Origin of the sequence: Antarcticimicrobium luteum (assembly GCF_004358185.1) — a bacterium.
GTDB classification, from domain to species: domain Bacteria; phylum Pseudomonadota; class Alphaproteobacteria; order Rhodobacterales; family Rhodobacteraceae; genus Antarcticimicrobium; species Antarcticimicrobium luteum.
This window is the reverse complement of sequence record NZ_SMUV01000055.1, coordinates 21,570-46,540: the sequence shown is the minus strand read 5'-3', so window position 1 is coordinate 46,540 and position 24,971 is coordinate 21,570. Positions and strand designations below refer to the sequence as shown.

Below are 24,971 nucleotides of genomic sequence, written 5' to 3'. Positions count from 1 at the left end.
AGTCCTTACTCGAACGCCGCGTTCCCGGCGTAATCCTCGATACTCAGTTCGATCAGTTCCAGCGCGCCCGGCTCGGGCGGCAGGCTGGCGCGGCAGATGCCGCTGGCGCTGTCGCAGCGCAGAAAGCCCTCGACCTCCGCGCCGCCGATGGAGATCAGGAACGGCGCCGCCTGGCGCAGCCCGCTGGCGTCGCGCGCCTCGGCGACGATCTCGATCGGTCCGTCCGGCCCCTGGCTGCGCCCCAGATCGACGCGCAGGATCTCCGGCGGCTCGATATCGTACAGCGTGCGCAGCGGCGTCACCGCCACATTGCCCACCGCGTCGCTGGCCACCAGCTCAAAGGCGTTCTCGCCCGGCTTCAGCATCAGCGTCAGGTCAAAGGCGCCATCGGTCAACGGCACCTCGGTCCCGTCCAGCTGCAGCCGCACCGCGTCGCCGGCGCGCCCGCTGACCTGAACCAGATCCTCGCCGGTTGCGCGCGGCAGCGGCAGGTCCAGGGAAATCTCCGGCGGCAACCGGTCACTCAGCGCGGCGAAATCCAGCGTGCCCTCGACGGCGCCGCCCGGCGCCAGCACCTCGATCCGGTACCCGCGCGGCGCCTCGTCCACCGGCACCGTGAAACTGACGCTGCGATCCGCCGTCAGCCGGGTGCGCAGAACCTCCGCCCCGGCCTCGTCCCGCAGCACCACCTCGGCGCCGGGCTCGCCGGTGCTCTGCCCCATCACCGACAGCTTGTCCGAGCGCGCGGCGAGCGCGCCCGCCACCCGCGGGATACTGTCCGACAGGGTGATCTCAACCGCCGCCGCCGGCCGATAGACCACGTTCAGGCTGCGGGTGCTGACATTGCCTGCGGGGTCGGTCGCGGCAACGGTGATCGCGTTCACCCCCGGCGCCAGCGCCAGAGCGGCCAGAAAGCTGCCGTCGCCCGCCACCTGCAGCGGCGCGCCGTTCAGCGTCAGCCGCGCGTCCGGCTCCGAGGCGCCCAGCACCTCCACCTGCGGCGCGGTCAGGATCGTGTCCCCCGCCGGCGACAGCAGCGTCAGGAACGGCGGCGTCTCATCCACCCGCAGGGTGAAATCGCGCGGCGTGCTCCACGCGCCGGGCAGGCCCAGCTTGTCCAGCGCCGCCACCCGCCAGTGATAGCGCGCCGGCGCCAGCCCTTCGGCCAGGAAACCACTGTCGCGGATTCCCCATTCAGTGACTTTCATCTGGTTGAACCCCGGGTCTGCCGCGACCTCCAGCCAATAGCCCTCGGCGCCCTCCTCCGGCTCCCAGTCCAATGTGGCGGCGGCGGTATAGATCACCTCGCCCACCGCCGGCGCCGCCAGGAGCGGACTGTCCAGAACCTGCGCCCGCTGCGCCCCGGCGCCGGTCAGAACGACACCCTCGTTCTGGCCCACAACGATGGTGTCGCCGTCGCGGGCAATCTCCAGCCCGGGGCTGTCGTAATTGACGAACCGGGCGCCGCTGGCATCGTTCTTGATCCAGAAATCGGCCGAATTGGTGGTCGTCTCCACCCCCGGCACCTCGATCTCGAACGCGGTCTTGTCCGAAAGCTGGTTCAGCAGCGCATAGAAATCCCCCTCGGCCAGCGACACCTTGGTCACCTCGCCGCCGGTCAGCGGGTCGGACCGCATGCGCTGGATGGTGGCGTTGGAATTGGGGTTCAGCCGCAGCCGGCTGAGATCGCGGAACGTCACCTGGGTGGTCGAGTTGGACAGGGTGCGCAGCCGCTCGAACTCCACCAGAATGTCATCGAGCGCGCGGTTGGACCAGGTCGGCTCGGCCGGTGCACGCCCCTCGACCCGCCCCTGCACGTCCGAGACCACCGCCTCGGCCGCGCGGTCGCGCTGCGCGATCGAGATATCCAGCGCCTCCTCGGCATAGCCGGTCGCCGCCCCGGCAAAACTGACCACCTGCCGCCATGCCCCCTCCTCGCGGTGGGACATTGCCGTGTCGCGGCTCTCGATGGCGCTGCCGATCTCGGTCGGCGCAAAGATCCGCGCCCCCTCGGCGGTGGCCCTCTGGATCGCCTGCAACGAGGTCAGAAGCGCGCTGTCGGCGGCAAACACCTGGCGCACCGGCAGCGCCAGATTGATCCCCGGCACCAGATCGGCGGGCGAGGCGATATTGTTCAACGCCAGCACCACCGGCCATAGATCGGGATCGCGCAGATATTCCCCAACGATGCCGCGGATGGTGTCGCCGTCGGAAAACCGGACCATCTCGGGCGGGGCGTCGATCGGGTCTGTCTCGGCCGCGGCGGGCAGCGACAGGGCGATCCCCGCCGCGCAAAGCGCAATCATCGCCGGAACCCGGCGGCACCCGAACCATAAAGAGACCCTGCGCAATTTCAAGTCTCTGCCCCCCCAATGCGGGCCAAACTATGGAAAATAATCTGTACTTTGCGCACATCTTCACGCAACGGCAGTCGCTGAGGCAAGCAAATTCGGTTAACAATGGCCTAGCATCGTCCCACACCGCCTGAGCCTCCACAACAGCCAAAGCAAGCGGGGATCGTTTTCACCCTGGAAACAATACCTACCGGGAAACCGGCCGATTCCGCTTGATCGTGCGCAGCACCACATTGGTCTGCGCACTGCTTACCGCCGGCAGGCGGAACAGGAACCCCTCCAGAAACCGGTTGTAGGCCTCCAGATCGCGGCACAGCACCCGCAGGTGATAGTCGGCCTGCCCGGTGGTGGCATAGCATTCCTGCACCTCCGGGCTCGCCTCCACAGCGCGGATGAACTCGACGATCCTGTCCGGGTCGTGCCGGGTCAGATGCACATGCACGATAGCCTCGAACCCCAGCCCCATTTCACCGGGGTTCACCACCGCGCCATAGCGCTCGATCACCCCGGCCTCTTCCAGCGCGCGCACCCGCCGCCAGAGGGCCGAGGCCGACATGCCCACCGCCTCGGCCAGGTCGGCATTTGATCTGCGGCAATCCTCCTGCAACAGCCTGAGAAGGTGGAGATCCCGTTTATCCAGCTCCATGCGCGTGACACCCTATTTCAGAAATCCGTAAATTTTGGGAAGTCTAACCGATAAATCACCAAAACCCATGAAATATGAAACATTTTTCCGGCTCCGGCGGGCCATGATCCCTTTCTAGCCGAATCCGCCGAGGAAAATCCGCCATGACCCGCCCCGAAACCGCGTTTCGCACCTATCAGCTCGACGACCGCTACGACTTCACCTCCGGCCGCGTTTTCCTCACCGGCACCCAAGCGCTGGCGCGGATCATGATGGACCAGGCCCGCCGCGACCGCGACGCCGGGCTCAACACCGCCGGATTCGTCTCCGGCTACCGCGGCTCACCGCTGGGGGGCCTCGATCTGGAACTCTGGCGTGCCCGCAAACGGCTGGAGGCCGACCGCATCACCTTCATGCCCGCCGTGAACGAGGATCTGGGCGCCACCGCCGTTCTCGGCGCGCAGCAGGCCAGCCTCGATCCCGATTGCGAATACGACGGCGTGTTTTCCATGTGGTACGGCAAGGGCCCGGGGGTGGACCGCTCCGGCGACGCGCTGAAGCATGGCAACGCCTATGGCTCGGCGCCAAAGGGCGGTGTGCTGGTGGTGGCGGGCGACGATCACGGCTGCGTCTCCTCCTCCATGCCGCACCAGTCGGACGTCGCCTTCATGGCCTGGTTCATGCCGACGCTGAACCCGGCTTCGGTCGAGGAATATCTTGAATACGGCGAATACGGGCTGGCGCTGTCGCGCTTCTCCGGCACCTGGGTGGGGTTCAAGGCGATCTCGGAAACCGTGGAATCCGCTCGCTCGGTCACCCTGCAACCCGACCGCGCCTTTACCCTGCCCCAGATCGACCTGCCCCCCGGGGGCCTGCACGTCCGCGCCGCCGACCTGCCCAGCGCCGAGATTGAGACCCGCATCCACGCCAAGCTCCACGCTGTCGAGGCCTTTGTCGAGGCCAACCCGATCGACCGTGCGGTCTACGACATCCCCGACGCGCGCTTCGGCTTCGTCACCACCGGCAAGGGGCATCTGGACCTGATGGAGGCGCTGCGCCTTCTCGGCCTGGACGAGCCCGCCTGCCGCCGGCTCGGCATCGACATCTACAAGGTCGGCATGGTCTGGCCGCTGGCCCGCCGCGACGCGCTGAACTTCGTGCGGGAGAAGCGCGAAGTGCTGGTGGTCGAGGAGAAACGCGGCATCATCGAGAGCCAGTTCAAGGAATATTTCTACGACTGGCCCGGCCACAAGCCCGAGAAGATGGTCGGAAAATACGACAGCCAGGGCACCCCGCTGATCCCCTGGACCGGAGAGCTCGACCCGCTGATGCTGGTCCCGATCGTGGCCGCGCGCCTCGACCGTTTCTTCCCCGAAGAGGGCCTGCCGGCCAAGGCCAAGGCGCTCACCGACACCCCGCCCACGCTGCTGAACGTCAAAGGCGCCACCCGCACCCCCTATTTCTGCTCAGGTTGCCCGCACAACACCTCGACCAAAGTGCCCGACGGCTCACGCGCCGCCAGCGGCATCGGCTGCCACGTCATGGCAAGCTGGATGAACCGCGACACCTACGGTTTTGCCCAGATGGGCGGCGAGGGCGTGCCGCATGTGGCGGCCAGCAAGTTCACCGGCGGCAAGCATATCTTCCAGAACCTGGGCGAGGGCACCTGGTATCACTCCGGCAGCCTCGCCATCCGCCAGGCGGTGGCGGCGCGCACCAACATCACCTACAAGATCCTCTATAACGACGCCGTCGCCATGACCGGCGGCCAGCCCGTCGACGGGCCGGTCAGCGTGCATGGCATCGCCCAGACCTGCCGCGCCGAGGGGGTGAGCCGGATCGCGCTGATCTCCGACGACATCGGCAAGTTCAGCCGCGCCGATTTCCCAGCCGGCACCAGCTTTCACGACCGCGCCGAGCTGGACGCCGTGCAGCGCGATCTGCGCGAGATCCCGGGCGTCACCGTGCTGATCTTTGAGCAGACCTGCGCCACCGAGAAACGCCGCCGGCGCAAACGCGGCACGATGGACGACCCAAAGCGGTTCGCCTGGATCAACGATCTGGTCTGCGAGGGCTGCGGCGATTGCTCCATCGCCTCCAACTGCCTCAGCGTCGAGCCGCGCGAAACCCCGCTGGGCCGCAAGCGCAAGATCAACCTGAATTCCTGCAACAAGGATTTTTCCTGCCTGAACGGCTTCTGCCCCAGCTTCGTCACCGTCGAGGGCGCCACCCGGCGCAAGCGCGCGGCGGCCGATCTGGATTTCCTTGGGCTGGAGGGCAGCCTGCCCGCCCCCGACCTGCCCGCGCTCGACACCCCGTTTGATCTGCTGGTCACCGGGGTCGGCGGCACCGGCGTCGTCACCGTCGGCGCACTGATCACCATGGCCGCGCATCTTGAGGGCAAGGGCAGCTCGGTGCTCGACTTCACCGGGTTCGCACAGAAATTCGGCACCGTGCTCAGCTACATCCGCCTGGGCAAGAGCCCCGAGGCGATCAACCAGGTGCGCATCGGGCCGGGCGCGGCGGATGCGGTGATCGGCTGTGACATCGTCGTCAGTTCCGCCTCCAAGGCCAGTGCGCATTACCGCAAGGGCACGAAAATGGCGCTGAACCGGGCCGAGATGCCAACCGGCGATCTGGTGCTGCACCGCGACGCGCAGCTCAAGGTGGACCGCCGCGAAGAGGTGATCGCGGGCGTCGTGGGTGCGCACAACCTCTCCACCCTCGACGCCAACGCGGCCGCCGAAAAGCTGCTGGGCGAGTCCGTCTTCGCCAATGTGATGATGCTGGGTTTTGCCTGGCAAAACGGGCTGGTGCCGGTCAGCGCCGAGGCTCTGAACCAGGCGATCGGGCTGAACGGCGTACAAATCGAGGCCAACCGCACCGCCTTTGCCATCGGCCGAATTCTGGCCGCGGCGCCCGACAAGCTGGCGGCGGCCTATCACGAGGACAGGCCCGAACCGGAAACGCTCGCGCAGATGATCGACCGGCGGTCAGGGTTTCTGGAGGAATACCAGAACGCCGCCTATGCCACCCGCTACCGTACAAAACTGGACAAATTCCGCACCGAATGCCCCGGTGCGCCGGAGGATATGCTGCGCGCCGCGGCCAAATCCCTGTTCAAACTGATGGCCTACAAGGACGAGTTCGAGGTCGCCCGCCTGATGGCCGACCCGAAATTCGCGGCCGAGCTGAACCAGCAGTTCGACGGCGATTTCAAGGTGCACTACCATCTCGCCCCGCCGCTGCTGTCCCGCGGCAAGGACGCCCGCGGACGCCCGCTGAAACGCCGGTTCGGGCCGTGGATGGGCAAGGGTTTCCGCCTGCTGGCCCGGATGAAGGGCCTGCGCGGCAGCGCACTCAACCCTTTCGGCCACCACGCCGAGGCGCGGCTGCACCGCGAATTGCTGGCCTGGTACGAGGGCGCGCTCGACCGGGTCGCCGCCGCCTATGCGCCCGAGCGCGCAGAGGCATGCACCGCCATCCTCAACGCCCCGATGGACATCCGCGGCTATGGCCCGGTGCGGATGCAGGCGGCGCAACAGGCGCGTCGCGACGCCGAGGCAGCGCTCCAGCGCCTGCGCTAAGGCCCCGGAAAACGGGCGCGGTCAGAGCGCCGCGCTCGGCCGCGCCCTGATCCGCTCGAACCAGTCCAGCGTCGCCGCGTTGCCCTCCGGAATCCGTGTTCGGATCACCCGGGCGAAATCGACGAAGACAAATCCGGTGATATCGGCCAGCGAAAAGGTGTCCCCCGCCAGATAGGGGCTTTGCTGCAACCGCTCCTCCAGCTGGTCAAAGAAAAAGCCGACGCGCGCGCGGCCCCGCTCGGCCAATTCGGGGATCTGTTCGAAATCCAGCGGTCCGGGGATGGCGCGGCCCTTCATGTGCGGGCTGGTGTTGCGCAGCACCTCGGCGATCGGCAGCCCGCCCTGCTGCTCGACAATGGCGTTCCACATCATCACCATCCCCTTTTCCTCGGGGCTGACACCCATCAGCGGCGGCTCGGGGAAAGCGGCCTCCAGATAGGCGGCGATGCCGAGGTTCTCGGCCAGAACCGTGCCGTCGTCGGTGACCAGCACCGGGATCGTGCCGCGCGCATTGACCTTGAGGAACTCCTCCGACAACTGCTCGCCCTTGGCGATCGAGATGTCGCGGGTCTCGATCGCCAGCCCCTTTTCGGCGATGAACATGCGGGCCCGGCGCGGGTTGGGCGCGGTGGAACAATCATAGAAAATCATGCGCGTCTCCTCCTGTTCGGGGCAGGATAGACGCGCGGCGACGCCGGGATAAGCCCTTCATGCGAAGGTGACGGGACGTCCCTTCACCCTGCCAGCGCGCGGCTCACCGCACGGGCGATCACCTGTTCCTCGTCGGTGGGGATCACCAGCACCTCGACCGGGCCGGTGCCGATGCGGGTGGCATCGCTGGCATTGGCCCCGGTATCGAGATCCAGCCCGAGAAACCCCATCCCCTCGATCACCCGGGCGCGGATTGGCGCGGCATGTTCGCCGATGCCGCCGGTAAAGACGACGCCGTCGAGCCCGCCCAGAACCGCCGCCATCGCCCCCAGCTCGCGCCGGATGCGAAAGACATAGTATTCCACCGCCTCGGCCGCGCGCGGATCGTCGCTGGCCAGCAGGGTGCGCATATCGTGGCTGATCTCGGACAGCCCCTTGAGGCCGCTGTCGTGATAAAGGATGCGCTCGATTTCGGCCGCGCCCATGCCCTGCGCCATCAGGTACAGCAGCACCCCCGGGTCGAGCTGGCCGCAGCGGGTGCCCATCGGCAGCCCGTCCAGCGCCGAGAACCCCATGGTCGAGCCGACGCTGTGGCCATCCCGGATGGCGCACATCGAGGCGCCATTGCCCAGATGCGCCACCACCACCCGGCCCTTTGCCAGCCCGGGCCAGTCCCGCTTCAGGCAGGAGGTGATGTAATCATAGCTCAGCCCGTGAAACCCGTAACGCCGCACGCCCTGATCGTAGAACCGGCGCGGCAGCGCGAAGGCGTCGTTGACGAACGGGTGGCCGCGATGAAAGGCGGTATCGAAACACCCCACTTGCAGCGCCTCGGGAAAGGCCGTGCGCGCCGCGTCCACGGCGGCCAGGTTATGCGGCTGATGCAGCGGCGCCAGCGGCTCAAGCGCCCGCAACTGGTCGATCACCCCGGATGTCAGCTCCACCGGGTCGCCAAAGCTCTTGCCGCCATGCACGATCCGGTGACCGACGCTCCGCACCTCACGTCCCTCCAGCACCGGCGTCACCGCCCGCAGGATCGCCTGCAACGCCACGCCGTGATCAGCCGGCCCGATCTCCTGCACCGGCGCGCCGGCGAGGCTCAGCCGCGCCAGCGGCCCCAGGTTCTCGACCTGCCCCGAGGTCAGCAACGGCGGCTCGTCGCCGGTCTCATGCACCCCGAACTTGATCGAGGAACTGCCCGCGTTCAGCGTCAGGATCACGCTCATCCGCCCGCCCTCGCCGCGAACTCCGCCGCCAGCGCCGCCACCGCGCAACTGGCCAGCCGCGCCTTGTCGTCATCGGCCCGGCTGGTCAGGATGATCGGACATTTGGCGCCCATCACCACGCCGCCGGCCTCGGCATGGGCGAGAAAGGTCAGCTCCTTGGCCAGCATGTTGCCCGATTCCATATTGGGCGCGACCAGGATATTGGCCCGTCCCGCCACCAGCGAGCGGATGCCCTTGGTCGCCGCCGCGCCCAGATTGATCGCGTTGTCCATCGCCAGCGGCCCGTCCACCAGCCCGCCGGTGATCTGGCCGCGCTCGGCCATCTTCGACAATGCCGCGGCGTCCAGCGTCGAGGGGATCGCGGGATTGACCGTCTCGATCGCCGACAGCACGCCGACCCGGGGCTCTTCGATGCCCAGCGCCAGGGCCAGATCAATGGCGTTCTGCACGATATCGGCCTTGGTGGCGAGGTCGGGGGCGATGTTGATCGCCGCGTCGGTGACCATCAGCAGGTAGTCGAGCCCCGGCACATCCATCACGAAGACATGGCTCAGCCGCCGGCCGCCCTTGCGCAGCCCACCGTCGCGCTTGACCACCTCGCTCAGCAGGATGTCGGTGTGCAGATGCCCCTTCATCAGCGCCGCCGCCTCATGCGCCAGCACCATGCGCACCGCCTCCTGCGCCGCCAGCCGGTGATCGCGCACATCGACGATGCGATAGGGCGTCAGGTCGATCCCCCCTTCTGCGGCCGCCTCGGCGATGCGCTCGGCATGGCCGATCAGGATCGGATCGATCAGCGTATGTTCGGCGGCCAGGATCGCACCGGCCAGCGCATCGGGTTTTTCCGGGGCGACCACCGCGGTGGGAATCGCCGGCAGCGGCTCGGCCATCGCCAGCAGCCGGTCGAAATGCACATGCCGCTGCAGCGTCAGCCCCGGCAGATCCCCGGCGGAAAAGCTCAGCGCCTTTTCCGGGGCAAAGACCTGCGCCTCGCCCTCCAGGATGCGGACGCCGGTCTCATTCTCGATCCAGGTGTCGAATGTCACCAGCCGGTCGGGCGCCATTGCGGTCAGCCGCACCCGGACGGTCAGCGTGTCGCCCGCATGGGCCCGGCCGACAAACCGCAGCGTCTGACTGTGATAGAGCGTGCCCGGCCCCGGCAAATCGCACCCCAGCACCGCCGAGATCAGCGAGGCGACCCACATCCCCGGCGCAACCGCCTCGGGCTTGCCGTCGCCGTCGCCGTCCTCGTCGGGAAGGTGCATCGGGTTCACATTGCCCGAACTGCTGGCAAAGATGAACAGATCCTCGGCCCGCAGGGTGCGGGTCCGCGCCGCCTCCATGCCGATTTCGAGCTGGTCGAAGGGCACATTATGAATGGGCGTTGCCGTCATCGCCTCGGCCTCCTTGTCCTGTCCTCACCCCGGCTACCGTGCGCGAGTGACAGTTCCGTTAAACCGGCCCCGGGACGATCCGGCAAGGGCGCGCGCGCCGCCGGGGTGGCGACAGGGTGCACGACGATGCGGCGCCGGGCGTTCTGCCGCCTATTTCCGATAGATGAAACAGCGCCCCGGCACCGCGCCCGGCGGCAGCGGCCGGTCCTCCAGCGCATCGAAATACATCCGGTCCGACGAGACCATCAGCCCGCCCTTGGCCAGCAGAGGCTCGATCAGCGGCGAGACCTTGCGGGCAAAGGCATCGTTCTTGGCCAGGTTATGCCCGCCCAGGTCGGCATGGATCAGGCTGGCGGTGGGGCCGAAGCGCGCCAGCGTCTGCGGCAGCGTCGCCATCACATCGCCGAGAATGGCGAAGGCCTCGTCCGGCGTCGAATCGGGGTGCGAGGCGATGGCGCGCTCGAACACGTAGATGTCGCGTCCCGCCACCTTTTCGCGCAGGTGATGATAGGTGCGTCCGTTGCCCAGGCCCAGCTCGAACACCGGCCCGGGCAGCGCGGCGGTCTCGGCGATGGCGAAATCCAGGCAGGCGCGCTGCGACACCATGCGGTCGATGAAAACATCCAGTCGGCTCATCCGGGGGGCTCCTTGCGGCGATGACTGCCCCCTCATGCCAAATGCGCGGCCCAATGTGTAGCCCGGTATCGTCATCCTGTGTCCCGCAGGCGGCGGGCATTGGTGACAGCCGGGCGAAACCGGCAATTGGGGTTTGACTAGTTGGCCGCCGTCACGCGAAGGTACGCCAAAGGCACCTGCAGGGGGTAAGAGATTGCGGCTGAACAAAGATAATCCGGGCGGGCGGCGCTGAATGCCCCCCCTGCTGTCAGTCGAGAATCTGAGCATCGGCTTTGGCAAGGGCGAGGCGGTCGTCCGCGACGTCAGCTTTGCGCTGAACCCCGGCGAGACGCTGGCGCTGGTTGGCGAATCCGGATCGGGCAAGACGGTGACCTGCCGTGCCGTACTGCGAATCCTGCCGCGCGTCGCGCAGATCCGCAGCGGCCGCATCAGCCTGCATACCGGCGGCAAGACGCTGGATCTGACCGGGCTGAGCGAACGGCGCATGCGCGATGTGCGCGGTAACCAGGTCTCGATGATCTTTCAGGAGCCGATGCGCTCGCTCTCGCCGCTGCACCGGATCGGCAACCAGGTGAGCGAGGTGCTCTGGCTGCATCGCGGCGCCTCGGACAGCGACGCCAAACGCCAGGTGCTCGATACCTTCGAACGGGTCGGCTTCCCCGACCCCGAGCGCGCCTTCCGCTCCTACCCGTTCGAGCTCTCCGGCGGTATGCGCCAGCGGGCGATGATCGCCATGGCGATGGTGGCCAAGCCCGATCTGCTGATCGCGGACGAACCCACGACTGCGCTCGACGTGACCACCCAGGCGCAGGTTCTGGGGCTGATCAAGGATCTGCAGCGGGAAACCGGCATGGGGCTGATCCTGGTCACCCACGATCTTGGCGTGGTCGCCAACATGGCCGAACAGGTGGTTGTGATGCATCGCGGCGCGGTGATGGAGTCCGGCGCCGCCGAGGCGGTGCTGCGGGCGCCCGCGCACCCCTATACCAAACAGCTGTTCAACGCCGCGCCCTCGATCCCGGCCGAGGCGTCGCCGGCCCCGCCGCTGGACAAAGAGGATCTGATCCTCGAACTGAAACATGTCTCCAAGACCTATACGATGCGCGCCGGCTCGGCCTGGCGACCCGACATCCAGATCCACGCCTGCCGCGGCATCGATCTGAAGCTGCCGCGCGGCAAGACCCTCGCCATCGTCGGCGAAAGCGGCTCGGGCAAGACCACGGCGGCGCGCATCGCGCTGGGGGCCGAACCGCCCGATCCGGGGGGCGAGGTTCTGTTCCGTCCCGATCCGAACCGCGACGCGGTCACGGTGCACGCCATGACCCGCGCCCAGCGCACCGCCTTCCAGCGCGAGGCGCAGATGGTGTTCCAGGATCCCTATTCCTCGCTCTCGCCGCGGATGCGGGTGCTCGACGCGCTCACCGAACCGCTCGAGATTCATGGCATCGGCACCCGGGCCGAGCGGCGCGACCGCGCCGCCGCGATGCTGCAACAGGTCGGGCTGAGCGGCGACATGCTGCAACGTTACCCGCATGCCTTTTCCGGCGGCCAGCGCCAGCGCCTGTCGATCGCGCGGGCGATGATGCTCGACCCCTCGCTGATCGTCTGCGACGAGCCGACCTCGGCGCTGGATGTCTCGGTGCAGGAACAGATCCTGACGCTGCTCGAGGACATCCGCGACCGCATGGGCCTGTCCTATCTGTTCATCAGCCACGATCTGGCGGTGGTCGCCCGCATCGCCGACGAGGTCGCGGTGATGCGCCAGGGTCTGGTGGTCGAACAGGCCCCCCCCGATACGCTGTTCTACAACCCCAAACACCCCTATACCAAGGCGCTGATCGCCGCCCAGCCAACCCCGGACATCGACCGGCCCATCGACCTGAAGCTGGTCGCGCTCGGCGCCGGCGCCCCCGAGAGCTGGCCCGACGCCTTTCGTTTTTCCCAGACCGTGATACCGTCGCTTACCGAATTGGAACCCGGCCACAAGGTACGTTGCAATGTTTGACTGCCCCCGCAGGTTCGTCCTGTTCTCTGCCGCCGCGCTGGCCGCCGCGCTGGTCCCGCTGGCCGCCGCCGCCCTGCCCCCCTTGCAGGAAAGCGTCTTCTGGCAGGAGGAGGTCACCGCCGGCGATCTGCCCCCGGTCCAAGAGCGGATCCCGCAAACGCCGCTGGTGGTGGACCTGGAGGCAAGGGGCCGCGCGCTGGGAACCCCCGGCGGCACCCTGCGCACCATGGTCACGCGCAGCAAGGACATCCGCCAGATGGTGGTCTACGGCTATGCCCGGCTGGTGGGGTATGACGAGAATTACAACCTTGCCCCGGACCTGCTGGAAAGCTTCGAGAACGAAGGCAACCGCACCTTTACCCTGCATCTGCGCCCTGGGCACAAATGGTCGGACGGCGCCCCCTTCACCTCGGCCGATTTCGCCTATTGGTGGGACGACGTCGCCAACAACTCCGCGCTCAGCCCCGCCGGTCCGCCCGATTTCCTGCGCGTGGAAGGCCAGCTGCCGCAGGTCAGCTTCCCCGACGAGACCACAGTGGTTTTCCGGTGGAGCGCGCCCAACCCAAGTTTCCTGCAGACGCTGGCCCAGGCGCGGCCGCCGTTCATTTTCCGGCCGGCGCATTTCCTGAAACAATATCATGTGAAATACGCCGACCCCAAAACGCTGAAAGAAGCGGTCAAGGACGCCCGGGTGAAAAGCTGGGCCGCGCTGCACAACAAGCTCGACAATATGTACAAGTTCGACAACAGCGCGCTGCCCACCCTGCACCCCTGGATGAACGCCACCTCGGGCAAGAAGATCCGCCACCTGTTCGTGCGCAACCCGTTCTATCACCGCATCGACGCCAACGGCGTGCAGCTGCCCTATATCGACGTGGTCGAGATGGAGATCGTCGCCGGCGGCCTGGTCGCGGCCAAGGCCAACGCCGGCGAGGCCGATCTGCAGGGCCGCGGTCTGGATTTCCGCGACATCTCGATCCTGCGCAAGGGCGAGGCCGATGGCGGCACCTACCGCACGCTGCTCTGGCCCACCGGCGTGGCGTCGCAGATCGCCATCTATCCCAACCTGAATTACAACGATCCGGTCTGGCGCGCGGTGCTGCGCGACGTCCGGGTGCGCCGGGCGCTGTCGCTGGGCATCGACCGCGGCACGATCAACCGCGCGCTCTATTTCAAGCTGGCCAAACCCGGCGCGATGACGGTGCTGCCGAACAGCCCGTTCTTCGACGAGGCGCTGCGCGCGGCCTGGGCCGCCTATGATCCCGATCAGGCCAACGCGCTGCTGGACGCCGCCGGGCTCGACCAGCGCCAGGGCGACGGAACCCGCCTGCTGCCCGACGGGCGCCGGATGGAGCTGGTGATCGAAACCGCCGGCGAGCGGCAGGAGGTCGAGAACGCGCTGCAGATCATCACCGATACCTGGCGCGAAATCGGGGTCAAGCTGGTGATGCGCCCGCTCGACCGCGACATCCTGCGCAATCGGGTCTTCGCCGGCACCTCGATGGCCTCGGTCTGGTATGGCTGGGACAATGGCATCCCGCAGCCCTATACCTCGCCCGACTATCTGGCGCCGCGGCAGCAGGAGTTTCTGGCCTGGCCGAAATGGGGCCAATACTACCAGACCGGCGGCGAGGCGGGCGAGCCGCCCGACATGGAACCGGCGCAACGGCTGATGGAACTGGCGCATGACTGGGAACAGGCCAGCACCGACGAAGAGCGCAGCGCAGCCTGGCGCGAGATGCTGGAAATCCATGCCGAGCAGGTCTATGGCATCGGTATTCTGGCCGAGGCACCGCAGCCCATCGTGGTGAGCAAACGGCTGCGCAACGTCCCGGAAAAGGGCCTCTGGGCCTGGGATCCGGGGGCACATTTCGGCATCCACCGGCCGGATGAATTCTTTTTCGCCGACGGCGGCTGACGAGGGCGGCGAATGCTTATCCTGCGCTATGCGATCTATCGGTTTGCCACCATGCTGTTGACCCTGCTGGTGGTCTCGGTGCTGGTGTTCGTGATCATCAACCTGCCGCCGGGCGATTACCTCAGCAACCAGATCGCCGAGCTGCGGGCCAGCGGCCAGGAGGCCGGCGTCGCCAAGGCGGAGTTCCTGCGCAAGGAATACGCGCTCGACCGCGCGCTTTGGGAACAATACATGATCTGGGTCGGCTTCATGCCCGGCCCCAACGGGTTTTCCGGCCTGATCCAGGGCAATTTCGGTTGGTCCTTCGAATTTGACCAGCCGGTGTCCGAAATCGTCGGCGAAAGCCTGTGGCTGACCGTGCTGGTCAACCTCGCCGCCGTGCTCTTCGTCTATATAGTGGCGTTGCCGCTGGGGGTTCTGGCGGCGGCCAAATCGAAAACCTGGATCGATTACACCTCGGCCTTCGTCGGGTATCTGGGGCTGGCCACGCCGAACTTCCTGCTGGCGCTGATCCTGTTCTATTACGGGCACAAGTATTTCAACCTGCCGATCGGCGGGCTGATGGACCCCGCCTACGAGGGGCAGCCGATGGGCTGGGACAAGGCCAGGTCGATCCTGATCCACCTGATCGTGCCGACCTTTGTCATCGGCACCTCGGGCGCCTCGGCGATGATGCAGCGGCTGCGCGCCAACATGCTGGACGAGCTGGGCAAACCCTATGTCGAGACCGCCATCGCCAAGGGCATGAGCCCCAGCCGGATGCTGGCGAAATACCCGCTGCGGGTGGCCTTCAACCCGTTCGTCGCCGACATCGGCAACCTGCTGCCGGCGATGGTCTCGGGCTCGGTCCTGGTCTCGGTGGTGCTGGGGCTGCAGACCATCGGCCCGACGCTGCTGACCGCGCTGAAAACCCAGGACCAGTTCCTGTCCGCCTTCGTGCTGATGTTCGTCGCCCTGCTGACACTGATGGGCACGATGATTTCCGACGTGCTGCTGGTCCTGCTCGATCCGCGCATCCGATACGAGGGGCGCGACGCATGACCCAACTCCCCGACGGACGCTATGTCGACGACGCCCCCTATGATCCGCAGGCCAGCATCCAGCAGCTCGAGCGGCGCGATCTCGACGCGCCCAACTGGCTGCTGATCTGGCGCAAGTTCCGCCAGCACAAACTGGGGCTCTATTCCGGCATCTTCCTGCTGCTCAGCTACCTGATGCTGCCCTTTGCCGGGTTCATCGCGCCCTATACCCCGAACGAGCGGCTGTCCGAGCATCTCTATGCGCCGCCGCAGAGCGTGAATTTCTTTCACGAGGGCGCCTTTATCGGCCCCTTCGTCTATCCCATCGTGGCCGAGGCGGATCTGGAAACCTTTCAGTGGAAATTCCTGGCCGACGAAACCCGCCCGATGCCGCTGGAGTTCTTCTGTGCCGGCGGCAGCTATCGGCTGGCCGGGCTGATCGAGAGCGACACGCATCTGTTTTGCGCGCCGGAGGGGGCGACGCTGTTCCTCTGGGGGGCCGACCGCCTGGGGCGTGACGTGTTCAGCCGCATCCTCTATGGCGCGCAACTGTCGCTGACCGTGGGTCTGATCGGCATCACCGTCTCCTTCGTGCTGGGCATCAGCTTCGGCTCTGTCGCGGGCTATTTCGGGGGGCGGATCGACTGGGTGATCAACCGGGTGATCGAGATTCTGCGCTCTCTGCCCGAACTGCCGCTCTGGCTGGCGCTGTCGGCGGCGGTGCCGTCGAACTGGGGGCCGGTCGCGGTGTTCTTCATCATCTCGGTGATCCTCGGCATTCTCGACTGGCCGGGGCTGGCCCGTTCGGTACGGGCCAAATTCCTGTCGCTGAGAGAAGAGGAATATGTCCGCGCGGCCGAAATGATGGGGGCCAGCTCCGGCCGGGTGATCCGCAAGCACCTGCTGCCCAACTTCATGTCGCACCTGATCGCCTCGGCGACGCTGTCGATCCCGGCGATGATCCTGGGGGAAACCGCGCTGTCCTTCCTCGGGCTCGGGCTGCGGGCGCCGGCGGTGAGCTGGGGGGTGATGCTGAACGACGCCCAGAACCTCGCCTCGATCGAGATCTATCCCTGGACCGCGATCCCGATGCTGCCGATCATCGTGGTGGTGCTGGCCTTCAACTTCCTCGGCGACGGGCTGCGGGATTCGCTGGACCCCTACGAGAGCTGAGCGACGCCCCGCCCTGCACCACGGGCGGGCACTGGCTATGGGTATAAGACCCCTGCGCGGAACAAGGCCGCAGGGCGCCTCTCGTGCATTGCATGCAATCGCCGAGAGACGCGCTAGCGCCGGACTTCACCGTCCCTGCAACGCCGCCCTGACCTCATCGTTCAACGCCGCCACCTCTTCGGCTTTTGGCACCACGCCGGTCAGGCAATAAAGGTAATCCCGGCTCCGGCTCAGCCGCGTCTGCCAATCCTCGCGCCGGTCCAGCGCGTCATATCCGAACTGATGGAAATACAGGATCTGGCCGCGCACCTCCGCCTCCGCCGCCGGATAGCCGAACCGCGCGAACATCCCCGCAATCGCCGCGATCCGCGCCGCATCCGAGGCCTGCACCGCCCGCCGCACCCGCGCCGACCGCCGCGACCAGTCGCGCACCGCCAGATCCAGCGGGGTGTCGAATTGCCCCGGCCCCACCCAGCGCGCCATCAGATGCGCCACCGCGAAATTTATCGTCTCCGCCGGGGCCCCGGCGCTCTCCACCAACGCCCGCGTGTTGGTCGACTGCCAATGCGCAAGCAGCGCGTCGAGCAGCGCATCGCGATTCTCGAAATACCAGTAGAAACTGGAGCGCGCGCAATCGAGCTTGCGCGCCAGATCCAGCACCCGCACCCCGTCGATCCCGTCCGTGACCAGCACCTCCAGCGCCACCCGCAGCCAGTCCTCCCGCGTGGTGCGCCCGGGCCCCCGCCCGCGTTTCCTGCCGCCGTCGCTCACCACGCCCCCCCTTTTTCTCGCAATTATGTACACAGTTGAACGTAATCGAGCACCCGCCTATGCTCAACCCGGATCGGGAGAGACTCGACCGGGCGACCACGGGGACACCATGAGCAAGCGATATTCCGCCCTGACCCTGCTGCGCGAGGGGCTGCGCGGCCATCGCGGCTGGGCCCCGGCCTGGCACATGCCCGATCCGAAACCGCGCTATGACGTGATCGTCATCGGCGGCGGCGGACACGGGCTGGCCACCGCCTATTACCTGGCGAAAAATCACGGCGTGACCAATGTGGCGGTGCTGGAAAAGGGCTGGCTCGGCGGCGGCAACACCGGGCGCAACACCACGGTGATCCGCTCGAACTACTACTATCCGGCCAGCACGGCACTGTACGATCTGTCGGTCAGACTCTACGAAACCCTGTCGCGCGAGCTGAACTTCAACATCATGTTCTCGCAGCGCGGAATGCTGGTGCTGGCCCATTCCGAGCCGGAGATGGAAATGGCCGCCCGCCAGGTCAACGCGATGCAGCTCAACGGCACCGATGCCGAGCTTCTGAACGCCGATCAGGTCCGCAAGCGCGCGCCGCTGCTGAACTTCGCCCCCGACGCCCGCTACCCGATCCACGGCGCCACCTGGCAGGGCCGTGCGGGGACCGCGCGCCACGATGCGGTGGCCTGGGGTCTGGCGCGCGGCGCCGACCAGCTCGGCGTCGACATCATCCAGAACTGCGAGGTGACGGATGTGATCACCGAGGCCGGCCGCGCCGTGGGTGTCGCCACCACCAGGGGAGAGGTCCGCGCGGATCGCATCGGCGCGGCGGTGGCGGGCCATTCCTCGGTGCTGGCGAAACTGGCGGGCTACACATTGCCGATCCAGTCCTACGCGCTGCAGGCCTTCGTCTCCGAACCGCTGAAGCCGGTGATCGACACCGTCGCCTTCTCTCCCGCCTATGGCACCTATTTCAGCCAGTCGGACAAGGGCGGGCTGGTGATCGGCGGCGGACTCGACCGCATCCCCTCTTACGGACAGCGCGGCAACCTGCCGGTGCAGGAGGATGTGCTGGGCGGCCTGATCGAGATGGCGCCGATGCTGGCCAAGGTGAAGCTGTTGCGCCACTGGGCCGGGATCGTCGATGTCACCCCCGACAGCTCCCCCATCATCGGGCCATCGGAGGTCGAGGGGCTTTACGTCAACTGCGGCTGGGGCACCGGCGGGTTCAAGGCGATTCCGGCGGGCGGTTACCTTTTTGCCCATCTGCTCGCCACCGGCGCGCACCACGAAATCTCCCGCCCCTTCGACAAGGCCCGCTTTGCCGGCGGCCACCTGATCGACGAGGGCGCGGCATCCGGCATCGCGCATTAGGAGGATAAGATGCAGCTGTTCCCCTGCCCCTTCTGCGGCCCGCGCGACGAGCGGGAATTTCACTTCGCGGCCGAGGCCGGCAAGACCCGGCCCGACACCACGGGCGCGGTCAGTGAAGCCGATTGGGCCGCCTACCTCTATGACCGGCGCAACGACAAGGGCCGGGTGCGCGAGGTCTGGATGCACCTGCCCTGCCGCGAAGTCTTCGTGATGGAGCGCGACAGCGTGAGCATGGAGGTGCTCGGCACCACCGCGTTCCGAAAGGCGGGCGCATGACCGGGCGGCGAACAGAGAGCGGCGGGCTGATCGACCGGGGCACCACCCTGCGTTTCCGCTTCGACGGGCGCGCCTATACCGGCCATCCCGGCGACACGCTGGCCTCGGCGCTGCTGGCGAACGGGGTGAGGGTGCTGGGGCGCAGCTTCAAGTACCACCGCCCACGCGGCGTCTGGGGGGCGTGGTTCGACGACCCGAACGCGATCTTCGATGTGGCGCTCGAAGGCAACGAAATCCCAAATTGTCCCGCCACCACAACGCCGCTGGTCGAGGGCATGGAGGCCCGCGTGGTCAACGCCTGGCCCAGCGCTCGGCGCGACGTGAAAGGCGGGCTCGACCTGCTGCACCGCTGGCTTGGGGCAGGGTTCTATTACAAGACCTTCATCTGGCCCGACTGGCACCTGTTCGAGCCTTCGATCCGGCGCATGGCGGGCCTTGGCGCGCTCGACGGCAAGGAAATCCCCGATTACGTCGCCGATCAGATCCATGACGCCTGCGATCTTCTGGTGGTCGGCGGCGGCGCGGCCGGTCTGGCGGCGGCGCGCGCAGCCGCAGAGGCCGGGCAGGACGTTGTTCTGGTCGAGGATCATCCCGAGCTGGGCGGCGGGCTTTACCGCAGCGGCGAGTCGGTCGAGGGCAAAGCCCGGGCGGAGTGGGTCACCGAGCAAGGAGCCACCATTGCCAAAAATGGTGGCCGCATCCTGACGGGCACCACCGCCTTCGGTGTCTACGATCACGGACTTGTCGGGCTGGCCACCGAGCGCGGTTTCGCCCGCGCGCCGCGCCTCACCCGGATGCGGGCGCGGCGCGTGGTGATGGCCACCGGCGCGCTCGACCGCCCCATGACCTTTGCCGACAACGACCGCCCCGGGGTCATGTCCCTTCAAGCCGCCGCCGAGTATCTGACCCGCTATGGCGTGCTGGTGGGCCGGCGCATCGCGGTGCTGTCCAACAACAGCGCGGGGGAGGCGGCAATCGAGGCCCTGCGCGCGGCAGGCGCCGAGGTGACCGAGGCCGACCCGGGCGCAGGCCCGATCCGCGCCCTCGGCGGCAAGCGTCTGAGCGGGGTGCGGATGGGCGAGAAGCGCCTCGAGTGCGACACGCTGCTGGTCTCCAGCGGGCTGACCCCGGTGGTGCACCTGTGGCGCCACGCGGGCGGCAAGCTGGACTGGAGCGACGAAAAATCCGCCTTCGTCCCCGGCGCTGCTCCGCAAGGGATGATGGCCATCGGCGCAGCGAACGGCACATTCGATCTGGAGCCTGCGCTGGCGGAGGCCCGCGCGGCGGCTCTGGGCAAGCCCGCTGCGCCCACTGGCAACAGCTATTCCATCCGTCCGCTCTGGCCCGAGCCGGGGACGAAGGGGCGGCAATGGATCGACTTCCAGCACGACGTCACGCTGAAGGACGTCGAACTGGCGGCGCGGGAAAACTACATCTCGGTCGAGCATCTGAAGCGCTACACCACCCTCGGCATGGCCGGCGATCAGGGCAAGACCTCGAACATGGCCGGTCTGGCGGCGATGGCAGCCATTCAGGGCAAACCGATTCCAGAGGTGGGCACCACCACCTTCCGCCCGCCCTTCGTGCCGGTTCCGCTGGAGCTTTATCACGGGGCGCGGCGCGGGCAGCTTCTGAACCCGCTGAAACGGCTGGTTCTGGAGCCGCAGCACCGGCAGGCGGGCGCGGCGCTGGGCGAATACGGCGGCTGGCTGCGGCCCGGCTGGTACGGGCCGAAACCGGCCGATCAGGCGGTGCGGGATGAGGTTCTGATGGCGCGGAAAACCGCGGGGATCTTCGACGGCTCGCCGCTCGGAAAAATCGAGGTGATGGGGCCGGATGCGGAGGCTTTCGTCAATTTCATCTATTACAACACCATCGCCACGCTGCAGCCGGGCCATATCCGCTATGGCTTCATGCTGACCGAAAGCGGCGCGATCTATGACGACGGGGTGATCGCCCGGCTGGGGCCGGAGCGGTTCGTGATCTCCTGCTCGTCCGCCCATGTCGATGGCGTCGAGGCGATGCTGGAGAGCTGGCGGCAGGACGGCAACGATCCGGACCGCCTCTTTGTCCATGACGCGACGCAACATTGGGCGACGGTCACGGTGACCGGCCCCAAGGCGCGGGAGATCGTCGGCGCGCTGGGGCTGCCACTGGACCTGACCCGTGCGGCCTTCCCGCATATGACCCTGCGCGAGAGCGACTTCGCGGGCAGCCCGCTGCGCGTGGCGCGGGTGAGCTTCACCGGCGATGTGAGTTTCGAGCTGTCGCTGCGCGCCACGAAAGCCGCCGATCTCTGGACCGCGCTGATCGACGCCGGGGCGCAGCATGACGCCGGGCCAATCGGGATCGAGGCGCTCTCGGTGCTGCGGGCGGAAAAGGGCTTTATCGTCGTCGGCAAGGATACCGATGGCGAGACCATGCCGCAGGATCTGGGCTTTGGCATTCCGCGACTGAAGAAAAAGAGCGCCTTCGTCGGCGACCGGGGCCTGCATACCGAGGCGGCCAATGACCCGAACCGTCGGCAACTGGTCGGGCTGACTGCGCCCGAAGGCTCGCCAACCCTGCCGACCGGCGCGCATCTGGTGACCGGCGACAGGCCGCGATCGGAGGGGATCATCACCAGCAGTTATTTCAGCCCGACGCTGGACCGCCCCATCGCGCTGGCGCTGCTGGAACGCGGCGCGGCGCGGCAGGGCGAAACCGTCACCGTCTGGCATATGGGGCAGGTCCGCACCGCGACCGTCGCGCCGCCCTGCGCGCTGGACCCGGAAGGAGGGCGGCTCGATGCGTGACGACAGCCGGAAATGGGACGCGCCGCCGGATGACAGCCAGCCGCTGACCGGCATGGGCATGACCGTGGCGCGGGTGTGGCCGACGCGGCAACTGCTGATCAGCGCGCCGGATGTGCTGGCGCGGATGCCGGGGGCAGGCTGGCCGGATGTGGTGACGGGCGCGCCCTATACCCTCTGCCTGCGCCGCGACCGGGTGCTGGAGGTGGACGGCCCCGCTCGGGAAGAGGGCTGGGACGGAGTGCAGGCGGTGACCGATGTGAGCGACGCCTATGCGGTGTTCCGGATCGAGGGACCGCAGGCTCTGGCGCTCTGCCGGAGGGGGACGGAGGTGTCGCTGGCGCGGCCCTCCCGCTCGGTGGCGAGACAGATGTTCGGGCTTTCGGCCTTTCTCTACCCCTGGGAAAATGAGGAGCGCTTCTGTCTGCATGTCCCCCGCGCCCATGCGCAGGCGCTGTGGCAGATGCTGGCGGCGCATATGGGACAGATGCAGCGGTCCGCATAAGCCTCTGAGCCGCCCTCCAAGCTAAGCACCCCAGCGCGGAATCAAGCCCGCAGGGCGCCTCTCGTGCATCGCAGAGCAATGCACTGTCGGCAGGCGATTGCATTGCACGCAATCGCCGAGAGACGCGCAAGCGCCCCCGCGCCCCTACCGGTCGTCGCCGTGGCCGCCGTCCTCGTCCAGCATGTCCTCGTCTATCGCGGCCTGCACCGCGCCCACGGCGGCCTTCTTCTGCTCCGGCGTCGCCTCTCCGGTCTGATCCCCGGCCAGCCTTACGGTCACCTCGCGGTGGGCGAACCTGATGCCCTCGCGGGCGAACAGCTCACGAATATCCTCATAGACCTTCTTGCGCACCAGCCATTGATCGCCCGGCTTGGTCATGAATTTCACCCGGATGATCATGGCGCTGTCCTGCATCTCGATCACGCCCTGGGATTTCAGCGGCTGGATGAAATTGTCGCCGATCACCGGATCGCTCAGCAACTCCTGCCCCAGCTTCTTGATCAGTTTGCGGACCTTTTCCACGTCGGTGTCATAGGTCACCCGCAGCGGCAGCTTCATGATCACCCAGTCGCGGGAATAGTTGCTCAGCACCTTGATCTCGCCGAACGGGATGGTGTGCAGAGCGCCCAGATGGTGGCGCAGCTGGAACGAGCGGACCGAGATCTTTTCCACCGTCCCCTTCACCTCGCCCAGATCGATGTATTCGCCCTTGCGAAAGGCATCGTCGAACAGAAAGAACGCGCCGGAAAAGATGTCGCGTACCAGCGTCTGCGCGCCAAAGCCCACGGCCAGGCCCACCACGCCTGCGCCGGCGAACAGCGGGCTGACGTTGATGCCCAGCTCCATCAGCGCGATCAGCGCGACCGAAACCACCACGACGGCCAGGATCGCGCCGCGGAACAGCGGCAGCAGCGTCGCCAGCCGGCTCGCCCCCGTCGCGCCGCCCTCATCGCCCAGCTCGGCGGCCGCGTCATCGCCGCTTTCCTCGGCGATGCGGCTGTCGATCCAGATACGAAACAGGTGATAGGCGATGTAACCGATGAACAGGATCACGGTCACATCCAGCAGGTTGCCCACCACCGGGTTAGACATCACGCGGTTGTCGCTGTCCCAGAGCAGCACCAGCGCATAGACCCCGGCGACAAAGGCCAGAATGCCCGAGACCCGGCGCGCCAGCGCCTCATAGGTGGCGATGGCGTGGCGCGGACGCTCCGGCGCCGGCATGCCGCCGTCGGCCTCGCGCGCCTCGGCCTCGGCCAGTCCCTCATTCAGCGCCTCGCGGCTGCGCGCGCGGGCGAAATAATGCTCGATCCCGTAGTTGATCACACCATAGACCACGATGATGGCGACAAAGCTGGAATAGGCCGCCACGATCGGCGGGATGCCGGTGGGCTGTTCCAGCACCAGATCAAAGGACAGCTGCAACCAGCCAACGATGAAATAGCCGATCATCACCGGCGCCCAGGCATAGGAAACGCTGCGCGTCAGCCAGGGAATGTCGGCCGGTGCGCGGCCGCCGCGGATCGCACTGGTGATCGCCCGCCCGTTCCACAGCAGCATCAGCACATTGCCCAGCGTCGCCACCAGCGTCAGCGCCCCATAAAGCAGCGCGTAGACGTTATAGTTCAGGCCGAAATCGGCGATCCAGGTGCTGAACACGATCGAGGTCACGTTGAAGGCGATCAGCACCGTCGCCCAGTAATAGAGGTGCCGCGCGTCCCGGTCAGGGAAATGCGGCATCCGGTACTGGCCAAGGAACGGCGACAGGATCATCCGCCACAGATCCGACACGCTGCGGGCGATAAAAAAACTGGCAAGGATCGCCGTCGTGGTGAACTGGATCGACAGATCGTCTGGGTATCGGATGATCAGCGCCCCCAGGATCAGCGCGATCAGCAGAACGAACAGCGATCCGATCACCCCCGCGGAAAAGCGGAACACCAGGAAGGGCATCTTTTCCAGGTACCCTTGCGGGGCCTCCTTCACCCGCGGAATGACGAACCGGCCAGCGATCTTCGGCCCATAGACAAAGCGTGCGAACAGGTAACCGATCCCGAGGAACAGGAGGTTCCAGAGCAGCACCTCCACATAGGTCATGATGCGCCCGTCGGGACTGGTGGCGCGCAGGATATAGCGCACCTCGTTCAGGGAATTGGGCAGCGCGTCGAGCCGCTCGCGCAGGGTTTGGCGGAAGGTCTTGACCCGGGCCTGCGCCTTCATCAGCGACGAGGCGCCCTCCATCATCGCCTCGCCCGCGGCGGGCTCCACCGGCGGGGCCTGGTCCGGCACGGTGCCGACCAGGGCGCCGCCGGCATCCACCACCACGACGCCGACCCCCGCCTCGGCCGCCTGTTTCAGCGCCTCGGCCAGCTTGTCGGTGTCCTGCCCGGAAGAGGACGCGGCGCCTGTTCCCAGCGAAAGGACCGATTGCGCGGGCGCCGGAACCGGCGTCAGAACCAGCACCGACAGGACCAGTAGCAGGCGAAACAGCGTCTTGGTCATGGCTTTGGTCCCGGCCCGATGCGTCTGGCGCAGGCTACAAGAGCGCAATTGCCAAGGCAAACGCGCAAAGGCCCCGGCGCCAAAGGATTTCATGCCCGGCAGAAACCTGTTTGCATTCGGGTGCGATTTCACTAGTAGGGGCATGGCCGCAAAGGCCATATGGTACTTGCGGAC

Annotated in this window: 17 protein-coding genes; 9 read left to right on the top strand and 8 right to left on the bottom strand. The window is 67.1% G+C overall.

Annotation, left to right across the window (positions count from 1 at the left end; translation table 11 throughout):
- Positions 1-5: 5 nt before the first annotated feature.
- Both E1832_RS06030 and E1832_RS06025 read right to left on the bottom strand, forming a co-directional pair.
- Entirely contained in the window at positions 6-2,306 is a 2,301-nt protein-coding gene (locus E1832_RS06030; RefSeq protein WP_133358834.1) for a FecR domain-containing protein, read from the bottom strand.
- Positions 2,307-2,541: 235 nt separating this feature from the next.
- Entirely contained in the window at positions 2,542-3,000 is a 459-nt protein-coding gene (locus tag E1832_RS06025; protein WP_133358833.1) for an Lrp/AsnC family transcriptional regulator, read from the bottom strand.
- Between the two features lie 143 nt (positions 3,001-3,143).
- Here E1832_RS06025 and E1832_RS06020 point away from each other — a divergent pair, with 143 nt between their 5' ends.
- Positions 3,144-6,566 (top strand): indolepyruvate ferredoxin oxidoreductase family protein, encoded by a 3,423-nt coding sequence (locus E1832_RS06020; RefSeq protein ID WP_133358832.1) that lies wholly within the window; start codon positions 3,144-3,146, stop codon positions 6,564-6,566.
- A gap of 21 nt (positions 6,567-6,587) precedes the next feature.
- Here E1832_RS06020 and E1832_RS06015 read toward each other — a convergent pair whose 3' ends face one another.
- The 4 genes from E1832_RS06015 to E1832_RS06000 all read right to left on the bottom strand — a co-directional run bounded on the left by E1832_RS06015 (position 6,588) and on the right by E1832_RS06000 (position 10,473).
- Positions 6,588-7,217, bottom strand: coding sequence for a glutathione S-transferase family protein (locus tag E1832_RS06015; protein WP_133358831.1), 630 nt, complete (start codon positions 7,215-7,217; stop codon positions 6,588-6,590).
- Positions 7,218-7,300: 83 nt separating this feature from the next.
- Positions 7,301-8,443, bottom strand: coding sequence for an acetate/propionate family kinase (locus tag E1832_RS06010; protein ID WP_133358830.1), 1,143 nt, complete (start codon positions 8,441-8,443; stop codon positions 7,301-7,303).
- The gene (locus tag E1832_RS06005) at positions 8,440-9,837 is read right to left on the bottom strand and encodes a bifunctional enoyl-CoA hydratase/phosphate acetyltransferase (RefSeq protein WP_133358829.1); all 1,398 of its coding nucleotides are present in this window, start codon (positions 9,835-9,837) and stop codon (positions 8,440-8,442) included. The genes E1832_RS06010 and E1832_RS06005 overlap by 4 nt, the downstream gene beginning before the upstream one ends.
- Before the next feature lie 150 nt (positions 9,838-9,987).
- Positions 9,988-10,473: a class I SAM-dependent methyltransferase gene (locus E1832_RS06000; RefSeq protein ID WP_133358828.1), complete on the bottom strand. Its 486-nt coding sequence runs from the start codon at positions 10,471-10,473 to the stop codon at positions 9,988-9,990.
- A 232-nt stretch (positions 10,474-10,705) separates the two neighbouring features.
- Between E1832_RS06000 and E1832_RS05995 the strand changes: the two genes are divergently transcribed.
- The 4 genes from E1832_RS05995 to E1832_RS05980 are packed head-to-tail and all read left to right on the top strand — an operon-like array spanning position 10,706 to position 16,588.
- Positions 10,706-12,478, top strand: a complete 1,773-nt coding sequence (locus E1832_RS05995; RefSeq protein WP_133358827.1) for an ABC transporter ATP-binding protein — start codon at positions 10,706-10,708, stop codon at positions 12,476-12,478.
- Positions 12,471-14,396, top strand: coding sequence for an ABC transporter substrate-binding protein (locus E1832_RS05990; protein ID WP_133358826.1), 1,926 nt, complete (start codon positions 12,471-12,473; stop codon positions 14,394-14,396). Before E1832_RS05995 ends, E1832_RS05990 begins: the two co-directional genes overlap by 8 nt.
- A 12-nt stretch (positions 14,397-14,408) precedes the next feature.
- Positions 14,409-15,437 carry an ABC transporter permease gene (locus E1832_RS05985; protein ID WP_133358825.1) on the top strand — a complete coding sequence of 343 codons (1,029 nt, stop codon included), beginning with the start codon at positions 14,409-14,411 and terminating at the stop codon, positions 15,435-15,437.
- Positions 15,434-16,588 carry an ABC transporter permease gene (locus E1832_RS05980; protein WP_133358824.1) on the top strand — a complete coding sequence of 385 codons (1,155 nt, stop codon included), beginning with the start codon at positions 15,434-15,436 and terminating at the stop codon, positions 16,586-16,588. The genes E1832_RS05985 and E1832_RS05980 overlap by 4 nt, the downstream gene beginning before the upstream one ends.
- 126 nt (positions 16,589-16,714) lie before the next feature.
- Here the strand turns inward: E1832_RS05980 and E1832_RS05975 are convergent, their stop codons facing one another.
- On the bottom strand, positions 16,715-17,359 hold the full coding sequence (locus tag E1832_RS05975; RefSeq protein WP_133358823.1) for a TetR/AcrR family transcriptional regulator: 645 nt from the start codon (positions 17,357-17,359) through the stop codon (positions 16,715-16,717).
- A gap of 109 nt (positions 17,360-17,468) precedes the next feature.
- Here E1832_RS05975 and E1832_RS05970 point away from each other — a divergent pair, with 109 nt between their 5' ends.
- The 4 genes from E1832_RS05970 to E1832_RS05955 are packed head-to-tail and all read left to right on the top strand — an operon-like array spanning position 17,469 to position 22,295.
- Positions 17,469-18,722 (top strand): sarcosine oxidase subunit beta family protein, encoded by a 1,254-nt coding sequence (locus tag E1832_RS05970; RefSeq protein WP_133358822.1) that lies wholly within the window; start codon positions 17,469-17,471, stop codon positions 18,720-18,722.
- 9 nt (positions 18,723-18,731) lie between these two features.
- On the top strand, positions 18,732-18,998 hold the full coding sequence (locus E1832_RS05965) for a sarcosine oxidase subunit delta (protein WP_133358821.1): 267 nt from the start codon (positions 18,732-18,734) through the stop codon (positions 18,996-18,998).
- A complete protein-coding gene (locus E1832_RS05960; RefSeq protein ID WP_133358820.1) occupies positions 18,995-21,793 on the top strand; it encodes an FAD-dependent oxidoreductase in 2,799 nt (932 codons plus the stop codon). Before E1832_RS05965 ends, E1832_RS05960 begins: the two co-directional genes overlap by 4 nt.
- Positions 21,786-22,295 (top strand): aminomethyltransferase family protein, encoded by a 510-nt coding sequence (locus E1832_RS05955; RefSeq protein WP_133358819.1) that lies wholly within the window; start codon positions 21,786-21,788, stop codon positions 22,293-22,295. The genes E1832_RS05960 and E1832_RS05955 overlap by 8 nt, the downstream gene beginning before the upstream one ends.
- A 144-nt stretch (positions 22,296-22,439) precedes the next feature.
- Here the strand turns inward: E1832_RS05955 and E1832_RS05950 are convergent, their stop codons facing one another.
- Entirely contained in the window at positions 22,440-24,797 is a 2,358-nt protein-coding gene (locus E1832_RS05950; RefSeq protein ID WP_133358818.1) for a mechanosensitive ion channel family protein, read from the bottom strand.
- Positions 24,798-24,971 lie beyond the last annotated feature (174 nt).